A 17,883-nucleotide genomic window follows, 5' to 3' on the forward strand; every position below is an offset into this window, starting at 1 on the left:
CAAAACCAGGCGCCATGTTGCGCGAATGCAACAAGCCAGAGGCATGACTTCAAAAATATCTTGGTGGACTGTTTGGACTGTTGGGTCAGTTCAGACAGAACAGGCGTCGGGCTTCCTCGCCCTGTGAGAGGATTGTTGAAAAGTTGGCGCGTTCCGTAGCGGTGAAGGGCGGGTTGGCCGAAAATGCCCCATCGCTGCTCGCAAGCGCGGCCAGCCGCGCATCAAGCTCGGCGCGTTCGGCATCTGAACGCGGAGCCCGCACATCGTCGAAGGCCTCGATCATCATCCGGTCCCAGGCGCCGTCGCTGGATGCTGCGGCTTCCCAGGAGCGGGATGCGGCGAGGAGGGAAAGTGCATAGCTCGCGACGTGCAGGTAATCCTCGATCAGTTGGTCCGACATGCCTCCGCCGATTACATCCGCGCGACCCAGGATGCGATCGACATAGCAACGCCAATAGTCGGCAGCGGAGATGTTTGCCACGAGAATGCCAGCGCGCAGGCGGCGCAGCAGATCTGGAGAAATACGAACAAGATGGCGGGCCATCCGGCCGTCGGACGAAATCAGCGCAAGTTCCCCGCCATTTCCTTGCGCGATGACGATCCACGATTCCAAGCCAGTGATGGCATCGCTGCGCAATCGCCGGTCGAGTTCGGCATTGCCGCCAAAAAGAGACGCATTACCATCCCGGCGTTCCTCGAAGTCGAGAATGCCGTTCTCCAGCCGGAGCCTTGCCGTGGCGATCAGCGGCGCGTCGCTACAGGGCTGCGCGGAATCGAATAGGCAGGCTTCCTCGCCCGGAGGTTGGAAAAAGACCGCGCGGTTCTCGACCGTCCCGTCATCGTGGACGATGAGCAATTCCTCGAACACGGCCGCGCCTGCGTCATTTCTGAGACGCGGCCATAAATCATCGACGGCAAGCCACCAGCTCGCGAGCGGGTGCGGGTCCGACCGCGCCCCGGTCTCCTGCGCTCCCGACTGTCCTACCCATGCCGCGACCAAGAGCAGCCCGGCGACGCGGATTGCGGATATGATGACGGGTGCCCGACTCTCCATGTGGGTCCCTGGCCTCGATGATCGGTCATTGTTTCAGCATAGGTGTCGATACGCGCCGGGGCTTGGGCAGTCAGGAACGCTGGCACGGGCTGACAGGAACCGAGCGCGCCAAAAACCTGCGCGGAGGAACCCGGAACAACGATTGTAGTTGCCCTGTATTCAACAAGGCCTGTACGCTTGCAGATCAGTATTCCAGTGACATGGGATTGAAAATGGACGCTGCTCTGCAACAGCGGGAAGGTGCCATCGACCTGCGGATCAGGGCGCCGGCGACCGATGGGTGCTTCGACAACTGGCGCGAGGCTTTCGGGCGCACCTTCCTGCGCCTCGACGTTGAACCCAGTGGCACGGTCTTCAGCACCGACATCTCCTTGCGCGCTCTGCCGGGTCTCGGCCTGGGTTCAATAACCACATCCGCGTGCAGCTTAACCCGCACGCAGGATCTGCTTACGGACGGCCAGGACGACATCGGGCTTGTCGCCTTGCTGCGCGGGCGTGGGCGGGCCCGGGACCGGAAAGGGCGCGATGTCGATTTGCGGCCCGGTGAGGCGGTCTTCTTGCGCAACGGCACGGAGGGAGCTGTCGACTACACCGACGACACGCAGCACCTCTGCTTCACGATCCCCCAGCAGGCGCTTGCACCGTTCATCTCCGATCTGGACGCCGCCTGCATGCGCGCCATCAATGCGGAGTCCGGCCCGCTTGCACTGCTGCTGCGCTACGCGCAAATCGTGGTGGCGGACGATGGCGTCACCAGAGAAGCCGGAGCGGCGATTGCCCGGCATGTGCATGACCTTGCCGCGATGGTCATGACCGGATCGCCCGAGCTGGCCATGGCGTTGGTCGATCGTGGCGGACGTGCGGCGGCCCGCCTCGCCGCGATAAAGGCCGACATCGTCTCCCGGCTTTCTGACAGCACGCTCTCGGTCACCACGGTCGCGGCCAGGTTTGCAATCACGCCGCGTTATGTCGCGAGACTCTTCGAGCAGGACGGGACGACCTTCACTGCCTTTGTGCTCGAGCAGAGGCTGTCACGTGCCCGCAGTCTTCTGATGGATCCGAACAAATCCGGGCAATCGATCAGCACGCTCGCGCTGGCGTCCGGCTTCGGAGACATATCGTATTTCAACAAGCGTTTTCGACAACGCTACAGCGCAACGCCGTCGGATATTCGCGAAGCGGCTCGGCCGGAAGACGGCTGACAGGCTCATCCTCAATCGGGCGGATCAGTCTGCCGATTCGTCCTGCATCAACATCGCAGGCTGCATCACAATATTCGCCCCTCCCATTTACCGCCAATTACCGCCGACGCCCGCACACGGCTAAATACTTGTTGAACCGGCCGGATTTCGGGCTTTCTTAATCGACGCCGCTGCGGGGACCGTCTGTCGCGCCCCGCCAGGAACGGGGCCGATATGACTGCCACTCACGACAAACCGGAGGCGATCGCACGCGGTGGGCGCATGTTGCGCACCGCGCTTGGGTCCGCCATTTCAGGGCTGCTCGAAGACCCCGCCGTGGTCGAGGTGATGCTGAACCCGGACGGCCGCATCTGGGTGGACCGGCTGTCGGAGGGCCTGGCGGATACGGGGACATCCCTGTCCGCCGCGGATGGCGAGCGCATCGTGCGGCTGGTCGTACACCATGTCGGCACGGAAGTTCATACACGGGCGCCACGCGTTTCGGCCGAACTGCCCGAGACGGGGGAACGGTGCGCACCAAGGACGGCTTCATGCCCGAATGCCGCTGGCTGGATGACGGCGAGACGCTGACCTACCTTCACGCGGCGGTTTCCACGAACCGGCATCGCGTCCGGGTGCCGGAAACCCTCATGCACCTCGACGCACTGCTCGCGGATCAGCCGCTCGCCGGCGGGCTGGAGCCACGGCTTGGCGAACAACATCTGCGCGTCCTGACCGTTGTGGGCTTCCCGACCGCGACGACGCCTGGCCTACTCGGCGAGATGAACCGGCTGGCCTTCCCGTATCGCTGGTCGACGCGCGCCATCCTCATGGACAAGACCGATGCGGCGCGGCTGCTCACCCGGATCCGCCGCCAATGGTTTGCCAAGCGCAAGTCCATCGCGGCGATCCTGAAAGAGGTGATGACCAACGAGCAATCCGCATTGGTCGATACCGATGCCGCCAACAAGGCCGCCGACGCCGACATGGCCCCGCAGGAACTCGGATCGGATGTCGCCGGCATGGCCTATGTCACGGCGACCGTCACCGTCTGGGACGCCGACCCGCGCGTCGCCGACGAGAAGCTGCGCCTCGTCGAGAAGGTTATCCAGGGGCGCGATTTCACCGCGATGCCCGAGACCATCAACGCCGTCGATGCCTGGCTCGGCTTTTGCGCCAAATGCGGGGGTGCGATGACGCTTCGCACCGGCCAAGGCAGCACGGGCGCGACATACCGCTATTACACCTGTTCGACAAAGGCGCGGCAGGGCAAGACCGGCTGCAAGGGCCGCACGATCCCGATGGACAAGCTGGATCACCTTGTCGCCGATCACATCGAGGATCGCTTGCTCCAGCCCAAGCGGCTGGAATCCATCCTCGCCAGCGTCATCGACCGACGGCAGATTCGCCCGTAAGGCTCGTGAACGGATACACCTCGAGAGTGGCGGCTATCGCCGCGACCATCTGCGCGCCTTGGCGCAGCGCGTCGAGGTTGCCGACAAGGAGGTCCGCATTATGGGATCGAAGTCGGAACTGCTCCGTACGCTCGTCGCCGCCCAAGGCGGGCAATCGGCGGCGTTCGGCGTTCAGAGTTCTGTACTGAAATGGCGCACCGGGGAAGATTCGAACTCCCGACCCCCAGATTCGTAGGCGGACCGGTCAGCACGAACTAGCAGCGCTTTCTTGCAAAACCCCGGAAGTTCTTCCCCAAGGAAATCAGGGGCTTAGAACCCCTTTCGCAAACGATATTTCGGAGGAAATCCGGGATCTCGCCTACCGTGTTCGGCGCATCGGATCGCATCGGCACGCCACCCCGGAAACCATCCTTGAGGACAAGCACGAGGCGGCCGACAGGCTGCTGTTGCTCGCCGACCGCCTGGAGCGGGTGCGGGCATGACGGACTATGCCGCCCATATTGCCGAGGTGGCCAAGCGCCTCCTGGGGGAACCGAACAAGGCCCTATCGAAGGATAAGGAATTGCGGTTCGGCTCGCGCGGTTCGCTGTCGGTGAAGGTCGGCGGCCCGCATGCCGGCACCTGGCACGATCACGAAAGCGACAACGGCGGCGGCGTTCTCGACCTGGTGGTGCGCGAGCGGGGCGGCGACCGCAAGGCGGCGGCCGATTGGCTGGCCAAGGAAATGGGGATCGGCACGGACGAGCCGCGCGGCCGATCTCGCGAGGTCGCGGCCTATCCCTACCATGACGAGGCCGGAGCGCTGCTGTTCGAGGTGGTCCGCTTCGAGCCCAAGGACTTCCGGCAGCGCCGGCCGGACGGCCGGGGCGGGTATGTGTGGAACCTCAAGGGTGTGTCTCCGGTGCTGTATCGTGTGCCGGAGCTGCTGGAGGCCCTGGCGAACGAGCGTACCGTTTTCATTGTCGAGGGCGAGAAAGACGCGGATCACCTGTGGCGGATCAACGTTCCCGCCACATGCAATCCGGGCGGCGCGGGCAAGTGGCGAACGGACTATGCCGAGATCTTCAAGGGCGCTGATGTCGTCATCATCCCGGACAATGACGAGCCGGGCCGCCAGCATGCCGAGACCGTGGCCCGGTCGCTTGACGGCGTAGCGGCTCGCGTTCGCGTTCTCGACCTGGTGAACCTGCCCCGTAAGGGCGATGTATCCGACTGGCTCGATTCCGGGGCATCGGCCGACGACCTATTCCGCCTGGTCGAGACCGCACAGGATTGGCGACGGCAGGCGGCAACGCATCTGCCCTTGGTATGGTTCGGCGAGGAAGACAACGGCCCGTCGCTGTCCTGGCTGGTCAAGGGGCTCCTGGTGGATGGCGGCCTATCCACCCTCTACGGCCCGCCGGGCACCTCCAAGACGTTCCTGGCCGTCGATATGGCCTTGCACATTGCCCATGGGCGCGAGTGGTTCGGCCTCAAGACCCGCCGCACGGGCGTGGTCTACGTATCGGGCGAAGGTGGGCCGGGGATGCGTCGGCGCATGAAGGCATGGCGACAGGAGCGCGACGGCGATCCGACCGCGCCTTTCGCCATGGTGCCGCAATCGGTGAACCTGTTCGATGACGACAGCGGCGCCGACCTGCTGATTTCGGACATTCTGGAGTGCAGGGCCAGGAGCGGCGGCGAGATCGGTCTTATCGTTCTCGACACCCTGTCACGCATGATCGGTTCGGGTGATGAAGACCGCGCACGGGACATGAATGTCATCGTGCAGCGAGCCGAGAAGATCCAGCGCGAGACGGGCGCGCATGTGCTCCTGGTGCATCACACAGGCAAGGACAAGGATCGCGGAATGCGCGGTTCAAACGCTCTTCTAGGCGCGGTGGATGCCGCCCTAGAGGTCGCACGGTTCGAAACAGGACTGTGCGAACTGAAGATTGCCAAGGTGAAGGATGGCGGCGACCTGACTTCCTTCAAATACGAGCTTTCGCAAGCGGTTCTCGGGGAGGATGCGGACGGTGACGAGATCACCTCTTGCGTCATCGCCCCTGCGGATGCGCGCCAGGGCTCCGAGGGAAGCGGCCGTTACAAGCTTGGCGACCGGGAAGAGATAGCGCGGCGATGCCTCGCCGATCTTCTCGCAGACCCCACCGTGACAGGCGTGACAGGCCGTGACACCGGCAAATGTCACGGCGTGACGGGCGGATATCCATCCCATGTCACGGCTGTTGTCACGCTCGATGCGTGGCGTGACGCCACCCGTGACAGGTTGGGGGAGGACCCCGGCGACAAGTGGCGCAAGCAGTGGGAACGCATGAAAAACAAGCTGTTACGCCTCAACGTGGTGGGCATTCAAGGAGGGCTGGCATGGCTGGCGTGACAGGTATGTCACGGCGTGACATGGCCGAATGTCACGGCGGTGCGAGGGGGCGTGACACCCTACGCCCCCCTTAAGGGGGGGCTAGGGGGTGTCACGACCAAACCCCCGCCCGGATACCGCCGGCCCGGCAGGGTCCTTCCCAGGCCCGGACAATACGGGTGGACTGAGCCCGGCGTTTTCCTCTCCAAGGTCAAATTGATAGCTAAACACCAATGATGACAGCGGGTTAGGCATGCAGTTAGCGCATGGATCGGAGATGATCGGCGAGCCGAAGGTGGTGCGAAAGGCCGCCTTCGCCAAGCTGGTGAACGTCTCGCCGGGGCGGGTGTCGCAGATGATCCGCGCCGGTCTGCCGGTGGAGCCTGACGGGCGCATCGACGTGGCGCGCGGCCGCGAATGGATCCGCGCCAACGTGGACCCCAAGCGCTCGGCAGCGCAAGGCGACCAGACGGCCCTGCCCTATGCCGCGCAACCGGACGCGGCCAGCGAGCGGGCCCGGCTGGTGCGGGAACAGGCGGACCATGCGGCGCTGAAAAACGCCCTGCTGCGCCGCGAGCTGCTGCCGGCCGGCGAGGTCGAGCGCGAGTGGGCGGACATCCTGCGCCGCGTCCGCTCGCGGCTTCTCGCGGTGCCCTCGCGCCTGCGCCAGGTGCTGCCGCACCTCACCGCCCACGACGTTGCCACGCTCGACAGCGAGTTGCGCCTTGCCCTGGAGGACCTGGCGAATGACCGATGACACCATGACCCGCGTGCGCACCGCCGCGCTGCGCGCCCTGCAGCCGCCGCCGCGCCTGCCCCTGTCCGACTGGATCGAACGCGAGATACGCTTGCCGGAAGACGTGTCGGCCCTGCCCGGCCCGATCCGCCTTTACCCGTTCCAGCGCGGCATTGCCGATGCGATCAGCGACCCTGAGACCGAGCGTGTCACGGTCGTGAAGTCGGCCCGCATCGGCTACACCACGTTGCTGGTGGGGGCGCTTGCCGCGCATGTGGCGAACGAGCCGGCGCCGGTGCTCTTCGTGCTGCCGACGGAAGACGACTGCCGCAACTTCGTCGTCACCAATGTGGAGCCGACATTCGAGGCCTCGCCGGCCCTTGCCGGGGCGCTGGCCGGTGCCAGCGAGGGCCAGGGCGAGAACCGCAACACGCTGCTGTCGCGCCGCTTCCCCGGCGGCTCGCTCAAGGTCGTGGCGGCCAAGGCCCCGCGCAACCTGCGCGCCCACAACACCCGAATCCTGATCGTGGACGAGGCCGACGCCATGGACGTGACGGCGGAAGGAAGCCCGATCCTGCTGGCCGAAAAGCGCACCCTGTCCTTCCCGGATCGCAAGATCGTCATCGGCTCCACCCCGATTTTCGAGGAAACCTCGCATGTGCTGGCCGCCTATGCGCGCTCCGATATGAGGGTGTTCGAGGTGCCCTGCCCGGACTGCGCAACGTTCCACGAGATCGCCTGGCGCGATATCCAGTGGCCGGCCGACCGGCCGGACGAGGCCGCCTGGTGCTGCCCGTCCTGCGGATCGGTGGTGGAGGAACGGCACAAACCGGCGATGGTCGCGGCCGGGCGCTGGCGCGCCACCGCGCCGCAGGTGAAGGGCCATGCGGGTTTCCGCGTCAATGCGCTGGTGTCGCCGCTGGCCAATGCCTCCTGGGGCAAGCTCGCTGCCGAGTTCCTGGCCGCGAAGGACACACCGGACCTGTTGCAGACCTTCGTCAACACGGTGCTGGGGCAAGGCTGGCGCGCGGAAGGCGAGGAACTGGACGAGGCCGCGCTCGCCGCGCGGGCGGAAGCCTTCTCGCTCGAGGCGCTGCCGGAAGAGGTGCTGGCCCTGACGGCCGGCGTGGACGTGCAGCGCGACCGCCTCGAGATCACATTCGTCGGCTGGGACCGCGCCGGCACCGCCTTCATTCTCGGCCATGCGGTTGTGTGGGGCAGGCCGGCGGACGAGGCGACCTGGGCCGAGCTGGAGGGGCTGCTACGCCAGACCTACGCGCACCCGCTGGGCGGCCGGCTGGCGCTGGATGCGGTGGCGGTAGATTCCGGCGACGGCGAGACCATGGAAGCGGTCTATGGCTTCGCCTTCCCGCGCGCCGCGCGCCGGGTGCTGGCGATCAAGGGCGCGCCGGGAGCCCGTCCGTGGATCGAGAAATCCAGAACCAAGACGCGCGGCGGCCGTCTGTGGATTGTCGGCGTCGACGGGATCAAGAGCCACCTGGCCGGCCGGCTCGCCAAGGGCAACACCGTGCGGTTTTCCGATGCCCTGCCGGCGGCCTGGTATGAGCAACTGGCGAGCGAGCGCGCCGTGGTGCGCTATGCGCGCGGCCAGCCGCAACGCCGCTTCGAGCGCATCCCCGGCCGCCGTGCCGAGGCGCTGGATTGCGTGGTCTATGCCTTCGCCGCGCGGCAGGTGATCAACCCGAACTGGCAGGACCGGCTGGACGAGCTGGCCCGGCCGGAGGTGCGGGCCGCAAAGCCGGCAGCGGTCATTCGGTCGGGATGGATGAGGTAAATAGCACCTCCTACCTGACCACGGAATCGGGTATAACGATATTCAATTTGTCGCCGCCCAATACATCTTCTGAGTGCTTTATGATTTTTGCAGCTTGATTCAACGCCTCATCGCTCGAATCTGCCTTGATTAAGGTGGACTTCATTTCGCTTAACAAATTAACTTCCATCTCTTCTATTAGGAAATATATTGAATACTCCCCGAGATTATCTATGATATCCGAATTTTCCGGGAAAATTGACCTTACTAGATCAACGAAATCAGCCGGATCGCTTAGCATTTTTGCACCAAGACCGTTCTTAATGACTAAAAGTTGAGCAATAGGATGTATTAGAGCACTCATATATGCTTTATACAAAGCCCATAGTACAGGAGGCACATGTAACCGCTCCACCTGAAGAGAATTACTACCTATACTTTCCGATCCTGTCACCCCGACTCCGCCAAGCATCAATTCGGCAAAACTCCGAATCTTTCGAGCTTCATCATTATCCTCTTCCGATATTTTTAAAGCGGCATCAACATCAATACGTTGCATAATTTTGTGAATATTTTTATATTTTTCTAACTCAACAACAGTTCTCCACATATTCTCAATTGCATCCAATCGACGCCTATCCAATTCTGCGTGACGACTTGCTAGACCGGCCAACACGCCCGTACGAAGGGCCTCAATTTGCCTGCCCTTTGCTTGCAAATCTGCTCGGAACTTCTCTTCATCTCGCCGAAAAGCAGACCGAAGTGTCTCGATTTTTCTATCGTAGTTATTCTGTATCGATTTTTCGACTTTAGATTTATAGTAGTTTCCGAAAAAAAATCCGAGAACCATCACAATTGTCGATGAGCTAATTGAAGCAATCCACTCATCAGGAATCCAAGAAATCATCGGTCTTTCCTCAATCGAGCACCTGGTCCTTCGCCGTTCTCGTCAATGAAGATCACGCCGGCCGCTTCCAATGCGGCGCGGATCGCCTCGACCGTGCGGGGCTTCAATTCCTCGCCGCGCTCCAGCCGGGAAATAGTGGCCGGCGCCACCATGGCCATTTCTGCCAGCTCCCTAACGCCAAGCCCTAGAGCGGCGCGCGCCATCCGGCATTGCACAGCCTGCATTTTATAACACCGTTTTCATTTTAGCTTGACGTTATAACCAAGCTGAGAAATAATCACACCGTTATCAATTTATACCACAGGAGCACACGGATGGGCATCCATTTTCGTGAACGGGCGAGGTGCGTCCCGGTCTGGCTGACGATAGAGCCGGCCACCCGCCGACGCATCGAGGCGGCGATTGAGAACCTGGTGGCACTGCTCGACCAGATCGACGGCGATTGCGACTACGAGGAAACCGGCGACGGCGAGCCCTATCTCTCATGGCCGGCGAACGGCCCGCATGTGGTGCGCCCCGAACGCGACCCCACCGGCGAAGGGGAACAGCCGCTCGGCTGGACGACGCACGGTTCCGAACGGCAGGACCACCATTTGCACTTCTGGTCCCACGACGAAAACGAGGAACCGGGGCTGGAGCTGGACACGGCAGAGTTCGAACAGGAACACGAACTGTGAGGGGGCCGGTCAAGTCAGCCTCTACACGTCATGAAAAGAAAGCTTGACATGCCGTGAAGAGACAGCAATCATCCGCTCACTCTACATGCCATGGGAAGCAATCATGTCCAATCCGATGACAGTCAAAGACATGGCGTATCGCCTCGCAGCCGCCACCGGGCAGAGCGAAACGCTTCACGCGCGCCAGGTGCGTCACTGGGCACAGCATGGCCTTTTCGGGTTCGAAGCCCTGCAGAGGTCGGGTGAAGGCCGGACGGCGAGCTACTTCTACAATGATCGTCACCTGGCGGCGGCTCGCCTCTACGCTCTCTTCACCGCCATGGGCTGGAATATCGACCAACTCGGAAAGGTGTCCCGGCTGATCAAGAATATCAGCACGGAAGACGCTCCGAAGGAGGAGGGGGACGGCTTCGTCAAGATCGACCGCAACGGCATCAAGGCCGTGGTGAACGCTGCCAAGGCCGGCGATTTCGACTGGCACTTCGGCGTCTACAGCGACGAGGCCGGCGCGGTTTACGGCGGCAACATGATGCGTGACCCGGCCGCCGGCTATGCGAACCTGCTGCACAACGTCGCCCCGGTCTTCACCGTCATCGCCCTGGGGCCGCTCTTCCGCAGGCTCTTCGCCTCGGATACCGGCAGCGAGGCCTAAGCGATGCGCGCCCTCGCCCGCCGTGTCCTGGATGCCCTGTTCTCCGCGCGGTCGCTGGACGCGGCCGGCGGCGGCCGCCGGTGGCGGGATGCGCCGACCGTGACCAGCGCCGGCACCCTGCACGGGCTGGCCGCCACGGTGGCGGCACGGGCGATGCACTTTGCGATGAACAATCCGACGGGCGTGCGCATCACCGAAAGCCTCGCCACCAACATTGCCGGCGACGGCATCAAGCCCCGCTCGCGGCATCCGCAAGAGGCGGTGCGCCAGCAGCTCCACCAGCGGTTCCTGACCTGGACGGACGAGGCGGACGCGGACGGGCGGACAGACTTTTTCGGCCTCCAGCAAAACGCGGTGCGCGATCTCGCCACCTTCGGCGAAGCGCTGCTGATCTTCACCGCCGATCCCGACACCGGTGCGCCGCAGCTTCGCCGGCTGCACCCGGAACAGCTCGACCGTGCCGTGACCCGCGTCAGCGACACCGGCCCGATGGTCTATCAGGGCGTCGAGTTCGACGGCACGGGCCGCGTCGCCGCCTATCACATTCGCCGGGCAGCGCCTGGCGATATGCTCGCCGGCATCCAGCAAGCGCCCGTGCGGATGCCGGCGAGCAACGTTATCCACCTGTTCCGGCCGATGATGCCGGGACAGGTGCGCGGCCTGTCGTGGTTCGCCCCGGTGCTGCTGCCGGCGCGCGAGCTGGACGCGCTCAACGATGCGCTCTTGATGCGCGCCAAGGTCGCCGCCCTGCATGCCGGCTTCATCACCGATCCGGACGGCGCCACCCTTTACGACGGGGAACAGACGGGCAACGCACAGCAGGCCGGGCTGGAACCGGGCGCGCTGATCCCGCTGCCGCCGGGCAAGTCGGTGGAGTTTCCCGACGTGCCCGACCAGGGCGGGGCCGGCGCGCTGGCCGTCAGCACCTATCGGATGATCGCCGCCGGCACCAATGTCACCTACGAACAGGCGACCGGCGATTACAGCCAGGTGAACTATTCCAGCGCCCGGGCGGCGCTGCTGGAGTTCCGCCGCTTCTGCCAGTCCATCCAGCATCATGTGATGGTCTTCGGCATGTGCCGGCCAGTCTGGCGCGCCGTCATCCGCCACCAGGTGCTTACCGGCGAGATCCCGGCCGCGATCTACCAGGCGGAACGGCAAGCGCTGGAGGCGGTGAAATGGCTACCGCCGGCCTGGCCCTGGGTGGACCCCGAAAAGGAAGCGCGGGCGGCAGAGATCGCGATCAACAACCGGCTGCGCTCGCGCTCCGAAGTCATCGCCGAACGCGGCTACGACGCGGAAGACGTGGATGCGGAGATCGCCGCCGATGAAGAGCGGCTGGCCCGGCTCGGAATCGCCCGTGCCGCCACGCCGCCGGCCGCGCCGCAACCGGACGAACAGGAGGCAGCGGAATGAACGCACCCGTTCTCATGCGCACGGGCTTCACCCCGGCCAGCCTGGACGAGAAGGCCCGCACGGTGGAGCTGATCGCCTCCACCGGCGCGGGCGTGACCCGGCACGATGCCGCCGGCCCCTTCACCGAACTCCTGACCGTCTCCGGCGCTGCCATCGACCTGGCCCGCCTGGAGGGCATGCCGCTTCTCGACAGTCACCGGCAGGACGGGCTGGAAAGCGTGCTCGGCGTTGTCCTGGCCGCCCGCATCGAGGCGGGCAAGCTGGTGGTCAAGGTCCGCATTTCCCCGCGCCACGAGGCCATCTGGGCCGATGTGCGCGACGGGATCATCCGCAACGTATCGGTCGGCTATCTCCCGAAGAGCTGGCGCGACGGCAAGGACCCGAACACGGGCGCGAGGGTCCGCACCGTCACCCATTGGGAGCTACGCGAAGTCAGCCTTGTGGCGGTCGGAGCCGACCCGGCCGCACGAACCCGAGGAACCGGAATGCCCGAAACGCAGAACCAGCCGGAAGCGCCCCCGGCAACCACAACGACCACCACGACCGGCACGCCGCCGGTGCAGGAGACGACCCGCGCGGCCGTCAACCAGGAGATCCGGGCACTTGCCGTCACCTTCGATCTCGGCAGCGACTGGGCAAACGACCAGATCGACCGCGGCGCGAGCGAGGGCGAGGCCCGATCCGCGGCGCTGGAGCGGCTGCGCACCGCACGCGAGCGGGCGCCGGTGGCACGCACCAGCAACATGGTGCACCACGACGACCCGGCCACCCTCGCCACCCGCATGGGCGAAGCGGTCTATGCCACCCGCGTGAACCCGGCGCACAAGCTGTCCGACCAGGCCCGCGCCTTCACCGGCATGACCACGCTGGACATGGCGCGCGACTGCCTGCAGCGGGCGGGGGTCTCCACCACCGGCCTGCTGCCGGCCGACACGATCACCCGCGCGCTGCACACCACCAGCGACTTCCCGGCGATCTTCGCCGACACGGCCAATCGCACCATGCGGGCCGCCTACCAGTCCGCACCGGCCACCTTGAAGCGGCTGGCCCGGCAGACCAGCCACAAGGATTTCCGCGCCAAGACCAAGGTGCAGGCGGCCGACATGGCCAAGCTGGAGAAGGTGAACGAGCACGGCGAGTTCAAGAGCTCCGGCTTTGTCGAGGCCAAGGAAACCTACGCCATCGGCACCTACGGCACGATTGTCGGCCTGACCCGCCAGGCCCTCGTCAACGACGACCTGGGAGCCTTCACCGATCTTGCCGGCAAGCTCGGCCTCGCCTCTTCCGAGTTCGAGGCGCAATTCCTGGTCGACCTGCTGACCGTCGGCGGCGGCCTCGGCCCGGTCATGGGCGACGGCAAGGCCGTGTTCCATGCCGATCACGGGAACGTTGCGGCGGCCGGCGCGCCGATCTCCAAGGAAACGCTGTCGGCGGCGCGTCTCGCCATGCGCCGACAGAAGGGCATCAACGGCCGGCCGATCGCCATTGCCCCGAAGTTCCTGGTGGTGCCGCCGGAGCTGGAGACACAGGCGGAAGAGATCCTGGCGGCCATCCAGCCGACCAAGACCGATGACGTCAACGTCTTCGGCGGCAAACTGGAATTGGTGGTGGAGGCCCGCCTTACCGACGTGAACCGCTGGTACGTCGCGGCCGATCCGGCGACCGTCGAGGGGCTGGAATATGCCTACCTGATGGGCTCCGAAGGTCCGCAGACCGAAAGCCGGGCCGGCTTCGAGGTGGACGGCGTGGAAGTCAAGGTTCGCCTGGACTACGGCGCGTCCTTCCTCGACTGGCGCGGCTGGTACACGAACGCGGGCGCGTGATGGCGGCCCTTTCCGAACTGGCCGACCGGCTGGAGCGGCTGCGCAAGCTCCGCTCCAGCGGGCGCCGGGCGGCCGAAAGCGAGGGCGAAAAGGTCGAATACCGCAGCGATGCCGAGTTGGCCGCCGCGATTGCCGACCTGGAACGCCAGATCGCCGCGCAAGCCGGCAAACCGCCCGTGCGGGTGGTCTACATCAACTCTTCGAAAGGCACATGACCATGAAGAACTTCGTGCAGCCTGGGAACTACGTCACCGTCACCGCGCCCGCCGGCGGCCTGTCTTCCGGGGAAGGCGTGCTGGTCGGCCACCTGTTCGGCGTGGCCGCCACCACGGCGGCGGAAGGGGCGGAAGTCGAGATCGCCACCAATGGCGTCTACGACTTGGCCAAGGACGACACGGCGGCCTTCACGGCCGGCGCGCCGGCCTACTGGGACGACGCCAACAAGGTGGTCACGGCCACGGCGACCGACAACCTTCGCATCGGCACGGCGCTTGTCGCCGCTGCCACGGCGGCCACCGTCGGCCGCATCCTCATCACCGGACACGCGATCTAGCGGCGGGTGTGGGATGGGCGGCGCGGTCCCGCCTCAAGCCCCTGCCTGCCGCCGCTGGGATTCCTTCAGGCAGGGGCAGACCGCCTTCAACAATTCGAGGTCGAGCGATGCGCGGAAAACCATCTTTCAGACAATCCGACCTGACCCGCGCCGCGAAGGGCCTCAAGGCCGCAGGCGTGGAGGTCAGCCGCGTGGAGATCGAGCCGAGCGGGCGCATCGTTCTGCACACCGACGGCGATAACGAGCCGGAGGCCGTTTCGGCCCTGGATGCATGGAAGAGGAAGCGGGATGCGCGTCCGGCTTAAAGGCGTCAACACGATCCGCAAGCGGCGGAAGGACGGCACGGTCACGGTCTATCGCTACCACCGCGCCACCGGCCATCCGCTTCGCGGCGAGCCGGGCTCTCCGGAGTTTCTGGCTTCCATGCACGAGGCCGGCCAGCTCCAGCTTTCCCGTCACGACGGAAGCGTCATCGGCCTTATCCGGCACTACACGCTGTCGGATGACTTTGCCGGCAAGGCGGAAGCGACCAAGCGGGAATATCGGCGGATCCTGACCAAGGTGGAAGGCGAATTCGGCGACATGCCCATTGAGGCGCTCGACGACCCGCGCGTGCGTCAGGAGCTGCTGGCATGGCGTGCGCGCGTTGCCGAGGAATCGGGACCGCGCGAGGGCGATAATCGCCTGTCCATCGTCTCTTCAATGCTGACCTGGGCGCGCGAGAACGGGCACATTCTTCATAACCACGTCATCGGCTTCAAGCGCCTGTACAGGAGCAATCGCGCCGATGCCATCTGGCAGCCCGCCCATGTCGAGGCCTTTTGTGCGGTCGCGCCTGTCGAGTTGCAGCGCGTCCTGGTCCTGGCGCTCCACACTGGGCAGCGCCAAGGCGATATCCTCGCCCTGTCGTGGACCAACTACGATGGCCGATACATCTCAATTCGGCAGAACAAGACCGGCGCGCGGGTGGAAATCCCCTGCACGGCAACGCTCAAGACCATGCTGGATGGACTGCCGAAAACGGCAAATGTGATCCTGACCACCAAGACCGGCCGGCCGTGGACGGCCTATCATTTTCGCCATGCGTGGAAGGCTGCTGCTGCCAAGGCCGGCATTGAAGGCCTACACTTTCACGACCTTCGCGGCACCGCTGTCACGCGGCTTGCCGAGGCCGGCTGCACGCTTCCGGAAATCGCGGCCATCACCGGGCATTCGCTGCGGTCGGTGAACTCGATTCTTGAAAAGTATCTGTCACGCACGCGGCATCTGGCCGACCAGGCAATTGCCCGTCTGGAGAACAGACCGCGACCGGAATTTGCAAACCTGCTGCAAACTTCGGCTGATCCCGTCAACGGGAGGAATGCTAAGTGATTGGGAAATATGGCGCACCGGGGAAGATTCGAACTCCCGACCCCCAGATTCGTAGTCTGGTGCTCTATCCAGCTGAGCTACCGGTGCTTAGGCCATCATGCCGCCGTACCAGACACAACTGTCAGGCACGAGGCGAGGCGGTCCGTCCGTGGCATCGCCTCCGGACAGGGCGCTACCTCTACTCTGGTCCTTTGAGGATTGCAAGCGAGGGCGCGCGTTTTTTCTCCGACTTTTTTGCCTCCCCCCACAGCCTGTTGATAAGCTGTCGGGACAAGCTCAGCCGCTGCGGTCGAGCGAAGCGGAAAGCGGCCCGGTTTCCGCCGGTTCGCGATCCTCGCCCGGCTGTTCGAGGGGACCGTCCGGCGCAGCCCGCGGCAGGCGGATCTCGAACTCGGCGCCCGGCCCCGCCCGCTCCGCCAGGCTGATCTCGCCGCCATGGGCGCGCACCAGCTCGGCGGCGATCGCCAGCCCCAGGCCGGTGCCGCCGCGCCTGGCGGCAGACTGGAACGGACGGAAAAGCTTCTCGCGCAGGGCCGGCGGCACGCCGGGCCCGGTGTCGCGCACCCTGACCACCACCTCCCCGGCGCGGCAGTCGGCCTCGACGATCACGCGGCGCACCAGCATGTCCGAGCCCGACTGCTGCAGCGCCTGGACGGCGTTGCGACACAGGTTCATGAGCACGCGGAACAGCTGCTCGGGATCGGCCTCGACCTCGGCCCCCTCCTCCACCCGGTTCTCGAAGGCGACCGCCCCGTCGCCCGACAGGCCCAGCACCTCGCCGACATCGCGCACCAGGAGGTCGAGCCGCACCACCCGGCGCCGCAGCGGCGCCTCGCGGGCGCTGCCATAGGCCAGCACCGAGCTGGTATAGCCGACGGCACGGTCCAGCGTGGCGATGATCTTCGGCGCCAGCCGCTGCACGGTCGGGTCGGCGACCTGCTCCAGGCGCTCGGAAAACAGCTGCGCGGAGGCGAGAAGGTTGCGCAGGTCGTGGTTGATCTTGGAAACGGCGAGGCCGAGATCGGCAAGTTGGCGCCGGCTCTGCAGCGTCTCCGTCAGCGTCGCCTGCATGGCGGCCAGGCTGTGCTCGGCATCGCCCACCTCGTCGTCGCGGCGCGAAGGCTCGATGATCAGGTCGGTGTCCTCGGGCGAGGCCTGGAAGCGGGCCATCGAGCGCGTCAGCCGCTGCATCGGCCGCACGAGCAGCCAGCGCAGCGACAGGTAGACCAGCGTCGCGGTGATCGCCGAGATCACCAGCGAGAGCGCCAGGATGCGCACGGAAAAGGCCAGCATCGCGTTGCGCAGCTTGGCTTCCGGCATGACGATGTCGACCCGTCCGCCGATGCCCATCTGCGTGGGGCCGATCACGCGCATCTGCCCCTCGCCGGACGACAGCAGGATGGCGAAGCTCTCCAGCACCGACGTCATCGCATCGGCCTGGCCCATGTCGACCGTGCGGTCGACCTCGCCGGGCGTCTCGACCATGGCGATCAGCCGGCGGCGCTCGCCCTCGTCGAGGGCGACGGCCAGTGCGCCGGTGGCGCGCAGCAGCTCCGCCTGCACCGCCGGGGACACCATGTCGGTCTCCACCAGCACGCTGGCGGCAACGCCGGCGATGGTCAGCTTGTCGGTGAGCCAGGTATTGCGGAAATTGGCGACGGAGGGAACGAAGATCAGCACTTCGCTCAGCATCACGAAGAGCACGGTGAGGATCAGCAGCTTGCCCGACAACCCGCCCCAGCGGCGCCGGCGCCGCCCCTCCGTGACCTTTACGCCCTGCGGGGCCGCGCGCAGGCCTGCCGCCGGCGCGGATCGGTCATGCGCCGCTGCGTCCCGGCGGGACGTTTCGTCGTGATGCGGTGCGCTCAAAGGCCACCCTGTCGCTGCTCTGCCGTCCGGCCTGCCTGCCGGACGGGCCGAAACGGTCCGCCCCGTTTGCCGGCACAAGACCCGCCCGACCGCCCGTCC

General features: G+C 65.3%; 17 protein-coding genes, 1 tRNA gene and 2 pseudogenes. 15 read left to right on the forward strand and 5 right to left on the reverse strand.

The window, feature by feature from the left end; genetic code table 11:
- Positions 1-85: 85 nt before the first annotated feature.
- Positions 86-868, reverse strand: a complete 783-nt coding sequence (locus tag MNI96_RS14745) for a hypothetical protein (protein WP_249694361.1) — start codon at positions 866-868, stop codon at positions 86-88.
- A gap of 248 nt (positions 869-1,116) precedes the next feature.
- Here MNI96_RS14745 and MNI96_RS14750 point away from each other — a divergent pair, with 248 nt between their 5' ends.
- The 7 genes and pseudogenes from MNI96_RS14750 to MNI96_RS14780 all read left to right on the forward strand — a co-directional run bounded on the left by MNI96_RS14750 (position 1,117) and on the right by MNI96_RS14780 (position 8,537).
- Positions 1,117-2,256, forward strand: a complete 1,140-nt coding sequence (locus MNI96_RS14750; RefSeq protein WP_249694363.1) for an AraC family transcriptional regulator — start codon at positions 1,117-1,119, stop codon at positions 2,254-2,256.
- 213 nt (positions 2,257-2,469) lie between these two features.
- Positions 2,470-2,766: pseudogene (locus tag MNI96_RS14755) on the forward strand (P-type conjugative transfer ATPase TrbB); the annotation flags it as partial.
- Positions 2,767-2,777: 11 nt separating this feature from the next.
- Positions 2,778-3,404, forward strand: a pseudogene (locus MNI96_RS14760) (conjugal transfer protein TrbE); the annotation flags it as partial.
- 24 nt (positions 3,405-3,428) lie between these two features.
- The gene (locus tag MNI96_RS14765) at positions 3,429-3,650 is read left to right on the forward strand and encodes a recombinase zinc ribbon domain-containing protein (RefSeq protein WP_249694499.1); all 222 of its coding nucleotides are present in this window, start codon (positions 3,429-3,431) and stop codon (positions 3,648-3,650) included.
- 478 nt (positions 3,651-4,128) lie between these two features.
- Positions 4,129-6,027 (forward strand): AAA family ATPase, encoded by a 1,899-nt coding sequence (locus MNI96_RS14770; protein ID WP_249694365.1) that lies wholly within the window; start codon positions 4,129-4,131, stop codon positions 6,025-6,027.
- 232 nt (positions 6,028-6,259) lie between these two features.
- Positions 6,260-6,763 carry a DNA packaging protein gene (locus MNI96_RS14775; RefSeq protein WP_249694367.1) on the forward strand — a complete coding sequence of 168 codons (504 nt, stop codon included), beginning with the start codon at positions 6,260-6,262 and terminating at the stop codon, positions 6,761-6,763.
- Positions 6,753-8,537: a phage terminase large subunit family protein gene (locus tag MNI96_RS14780; RefSeq protein ID WP_249694368.1), complete on the forward strand. Its 1,785-nt coding sequence runs from the start codon at positions 6,753-6,755 to the stop codon at positions 8,535-8,537. Before MNI96_RS14775 ends, MNI96_RS14780 begins: the two co-directional genes overlap by 11 nt.
- A 10-nt stretch (positions 8,538-8,547) precedes the next feature.
- Here the strand turns inward: MNI96_RS14780 and MNI96_RS14785 are convergent, their stop codons facing one another.
- Both MNI96_RS14785 and MNI96_RS14790 read right to left on the reverse strand, forming a co-directional pair.
- Positions 8,548-9,423, reverse strand: coding sequence for a hypothetical protein (locus MNI96_RS14785; protein ID WP_249694370.1), 876 nt, complete (start codon positions 9,421-9,423; stop codon positions 8,548-8,550).
- The gene (locus MNI96_RS14790; RefSeq protein ID WP_249694372.1) at positions 9,420-9,647 is read right to left on the reverse strand and encodes a helix-turn-helix domain-containing protein; all 228 of its coding nucleotides are present in this window, start codon (positions 9,645-9,647) and stop codon (positions 9,420-9,422) included. The genes MNI96_RS14785 and MNI96_RS14790 overlap by 4 nt, the downstream gene beginning before the upstream one ends.
- A gap of 90 nt (positions 9,648-9,737) precedes the next feature.
- On the opposite strand from MNI96_RS14790, the gene MNI96_RS14795 reads away from it, so the two are divergent.
- The 8 genes from MNI96_RS14795 to MNI96_RS14830 all read left to right on the forward strand — a co-directional run bounded on the left by MNI96_RS14795 (position 9,738) and on the right by MNI96_RS14830 (position 15,915).
- A complete protein-coding gene (locus MNI96_RS14795; RefSeq protein WP_249694373.1) occupies positions 9,738-10,100 on the forward strand; it encodes a hypothetical protein in 363 nt (120 codons plus the stop codon).
- A 103-nt stretch (positions 10,101-10,203) separates the two neighbouring features.
- On the forward strand, positions 10,204-10,752 hold the full coding sequence (locus tag MNI96_RS14800) for a MerR family transcriptional regulator (protein WP_249694374.1): 549 nt from the start codon (positions 10,204-10,206) through the stop codon (positions 10,750-10,752).
- 3 nt (positions 10,753-10,755) lie between these two features.
- Positions 10,756-12,168, forward strand: coding sequence for a phage portal protein (locus MNI96_RS14805; protein WP_249694375.1), 1,413 nt, complete (start codon positions 10,756-10,758; stop codon positions 12,166-12,168).
- Entirely contained in the window at positions 12,165-13,991 is a 1,827-nt protein-coding gene (locus MNI96_RS14810) for a prohead protease/major capsid protein fusion protein (protein ID WP_249694376.1), read from the forward strand. The genes MNI96_RS14805 and MNI96_RS14810 overlap by 4 nt, the downstream gene beginning before the upstream one ends.
- Positions 13,991-14,206 (forward strand): phage head-tail joining protein, encoded by a 216-nt coding sequence (locus MNI96_RS14815; RefSeq protein ID WP_249694377.1) that lies wholly within the window; start codon positions 13,991-13,993, stop codon positions 14,204-14,206. Before MNI96_RS14810 ends, MNI96_RS14815 begins: the two co-directional genes overlap by 1 nt.
- Positions 14,203-14,544 carry a DUF2190 family protein gene (locus MNI96_RS14820; protein WP_244271632.1) on the forward strand — a complete coding sequence of 114 codons (342 nt, stop codon included), beginning with the start codon at positions 14,203-14,205 and terminating at the stop codon, positions 14,542-14,544. The genes MNI96_RS14815 and MNI96_RS14820 overlap by 4 nt, the downstream gene beginning before the upstream one ends.
- A gap of 107 nt (positions 14,545-14,651) precedes the next feature.
- Positions 14,652-14,849 (forward strand): hypothetical protein, encoded by a 198-nt coding sequence (locus MNI96_RS14825; RefSeq protein ID WP_249694378.1) that lies wholly within the window; start codon positions 14,652-14,654, stop codon positions 14,847-14,849.
- Positions 14,833-15,915 (forward strand): tyrosine-type recombinase/integrase, encoded by a 1,083-nt coding sequence (locus MNI96_RS14830; RefSeq protein WP_249694379.1) that lies wholly within the window; start codon positions 14,833-14,835, stop codon positions 15,913-15,915. Before MNI96_RS14825 ends, MNI96_RS14830 begins: the two co-directional genes overlap by 17 nt.
- 10 nt (positions 15,916-15,925) lie before the next feature.
- On the opposite strand, the gene MNI96_RS14835 is transcribed toward MNI96_RS14830, so the two are convergent.
- Positions 15,926-16,002: transfer RNA gene (locus tag MNI96_RS14835), tRNA-Arg, on the reverse strand.
- Between the two features lie 189 nt (positions 16,003-16,191).
- A complete protein-coding gene (locus tag MNI96_RS14840; protein WP_249694382.1) occupies positions 16,192-17,784 on the reverse strand; it encodes a sensor histidine kinase in 1,593 nt (530 codons plus the stop codon).
- Positions 17,785-17,883 lie beyond the last annotated feature (99 nt).

It is taken from the genome of Stappia sp. WLB 29 (assembly GCF_023507705.1).
In the GTDB taxonomy this organism is placed as follows: domain Bacteria; phylum Pseudomonadota; class Alphaproteobacteria; order Rhizobiales; family Stappiaceae; genus Stappia.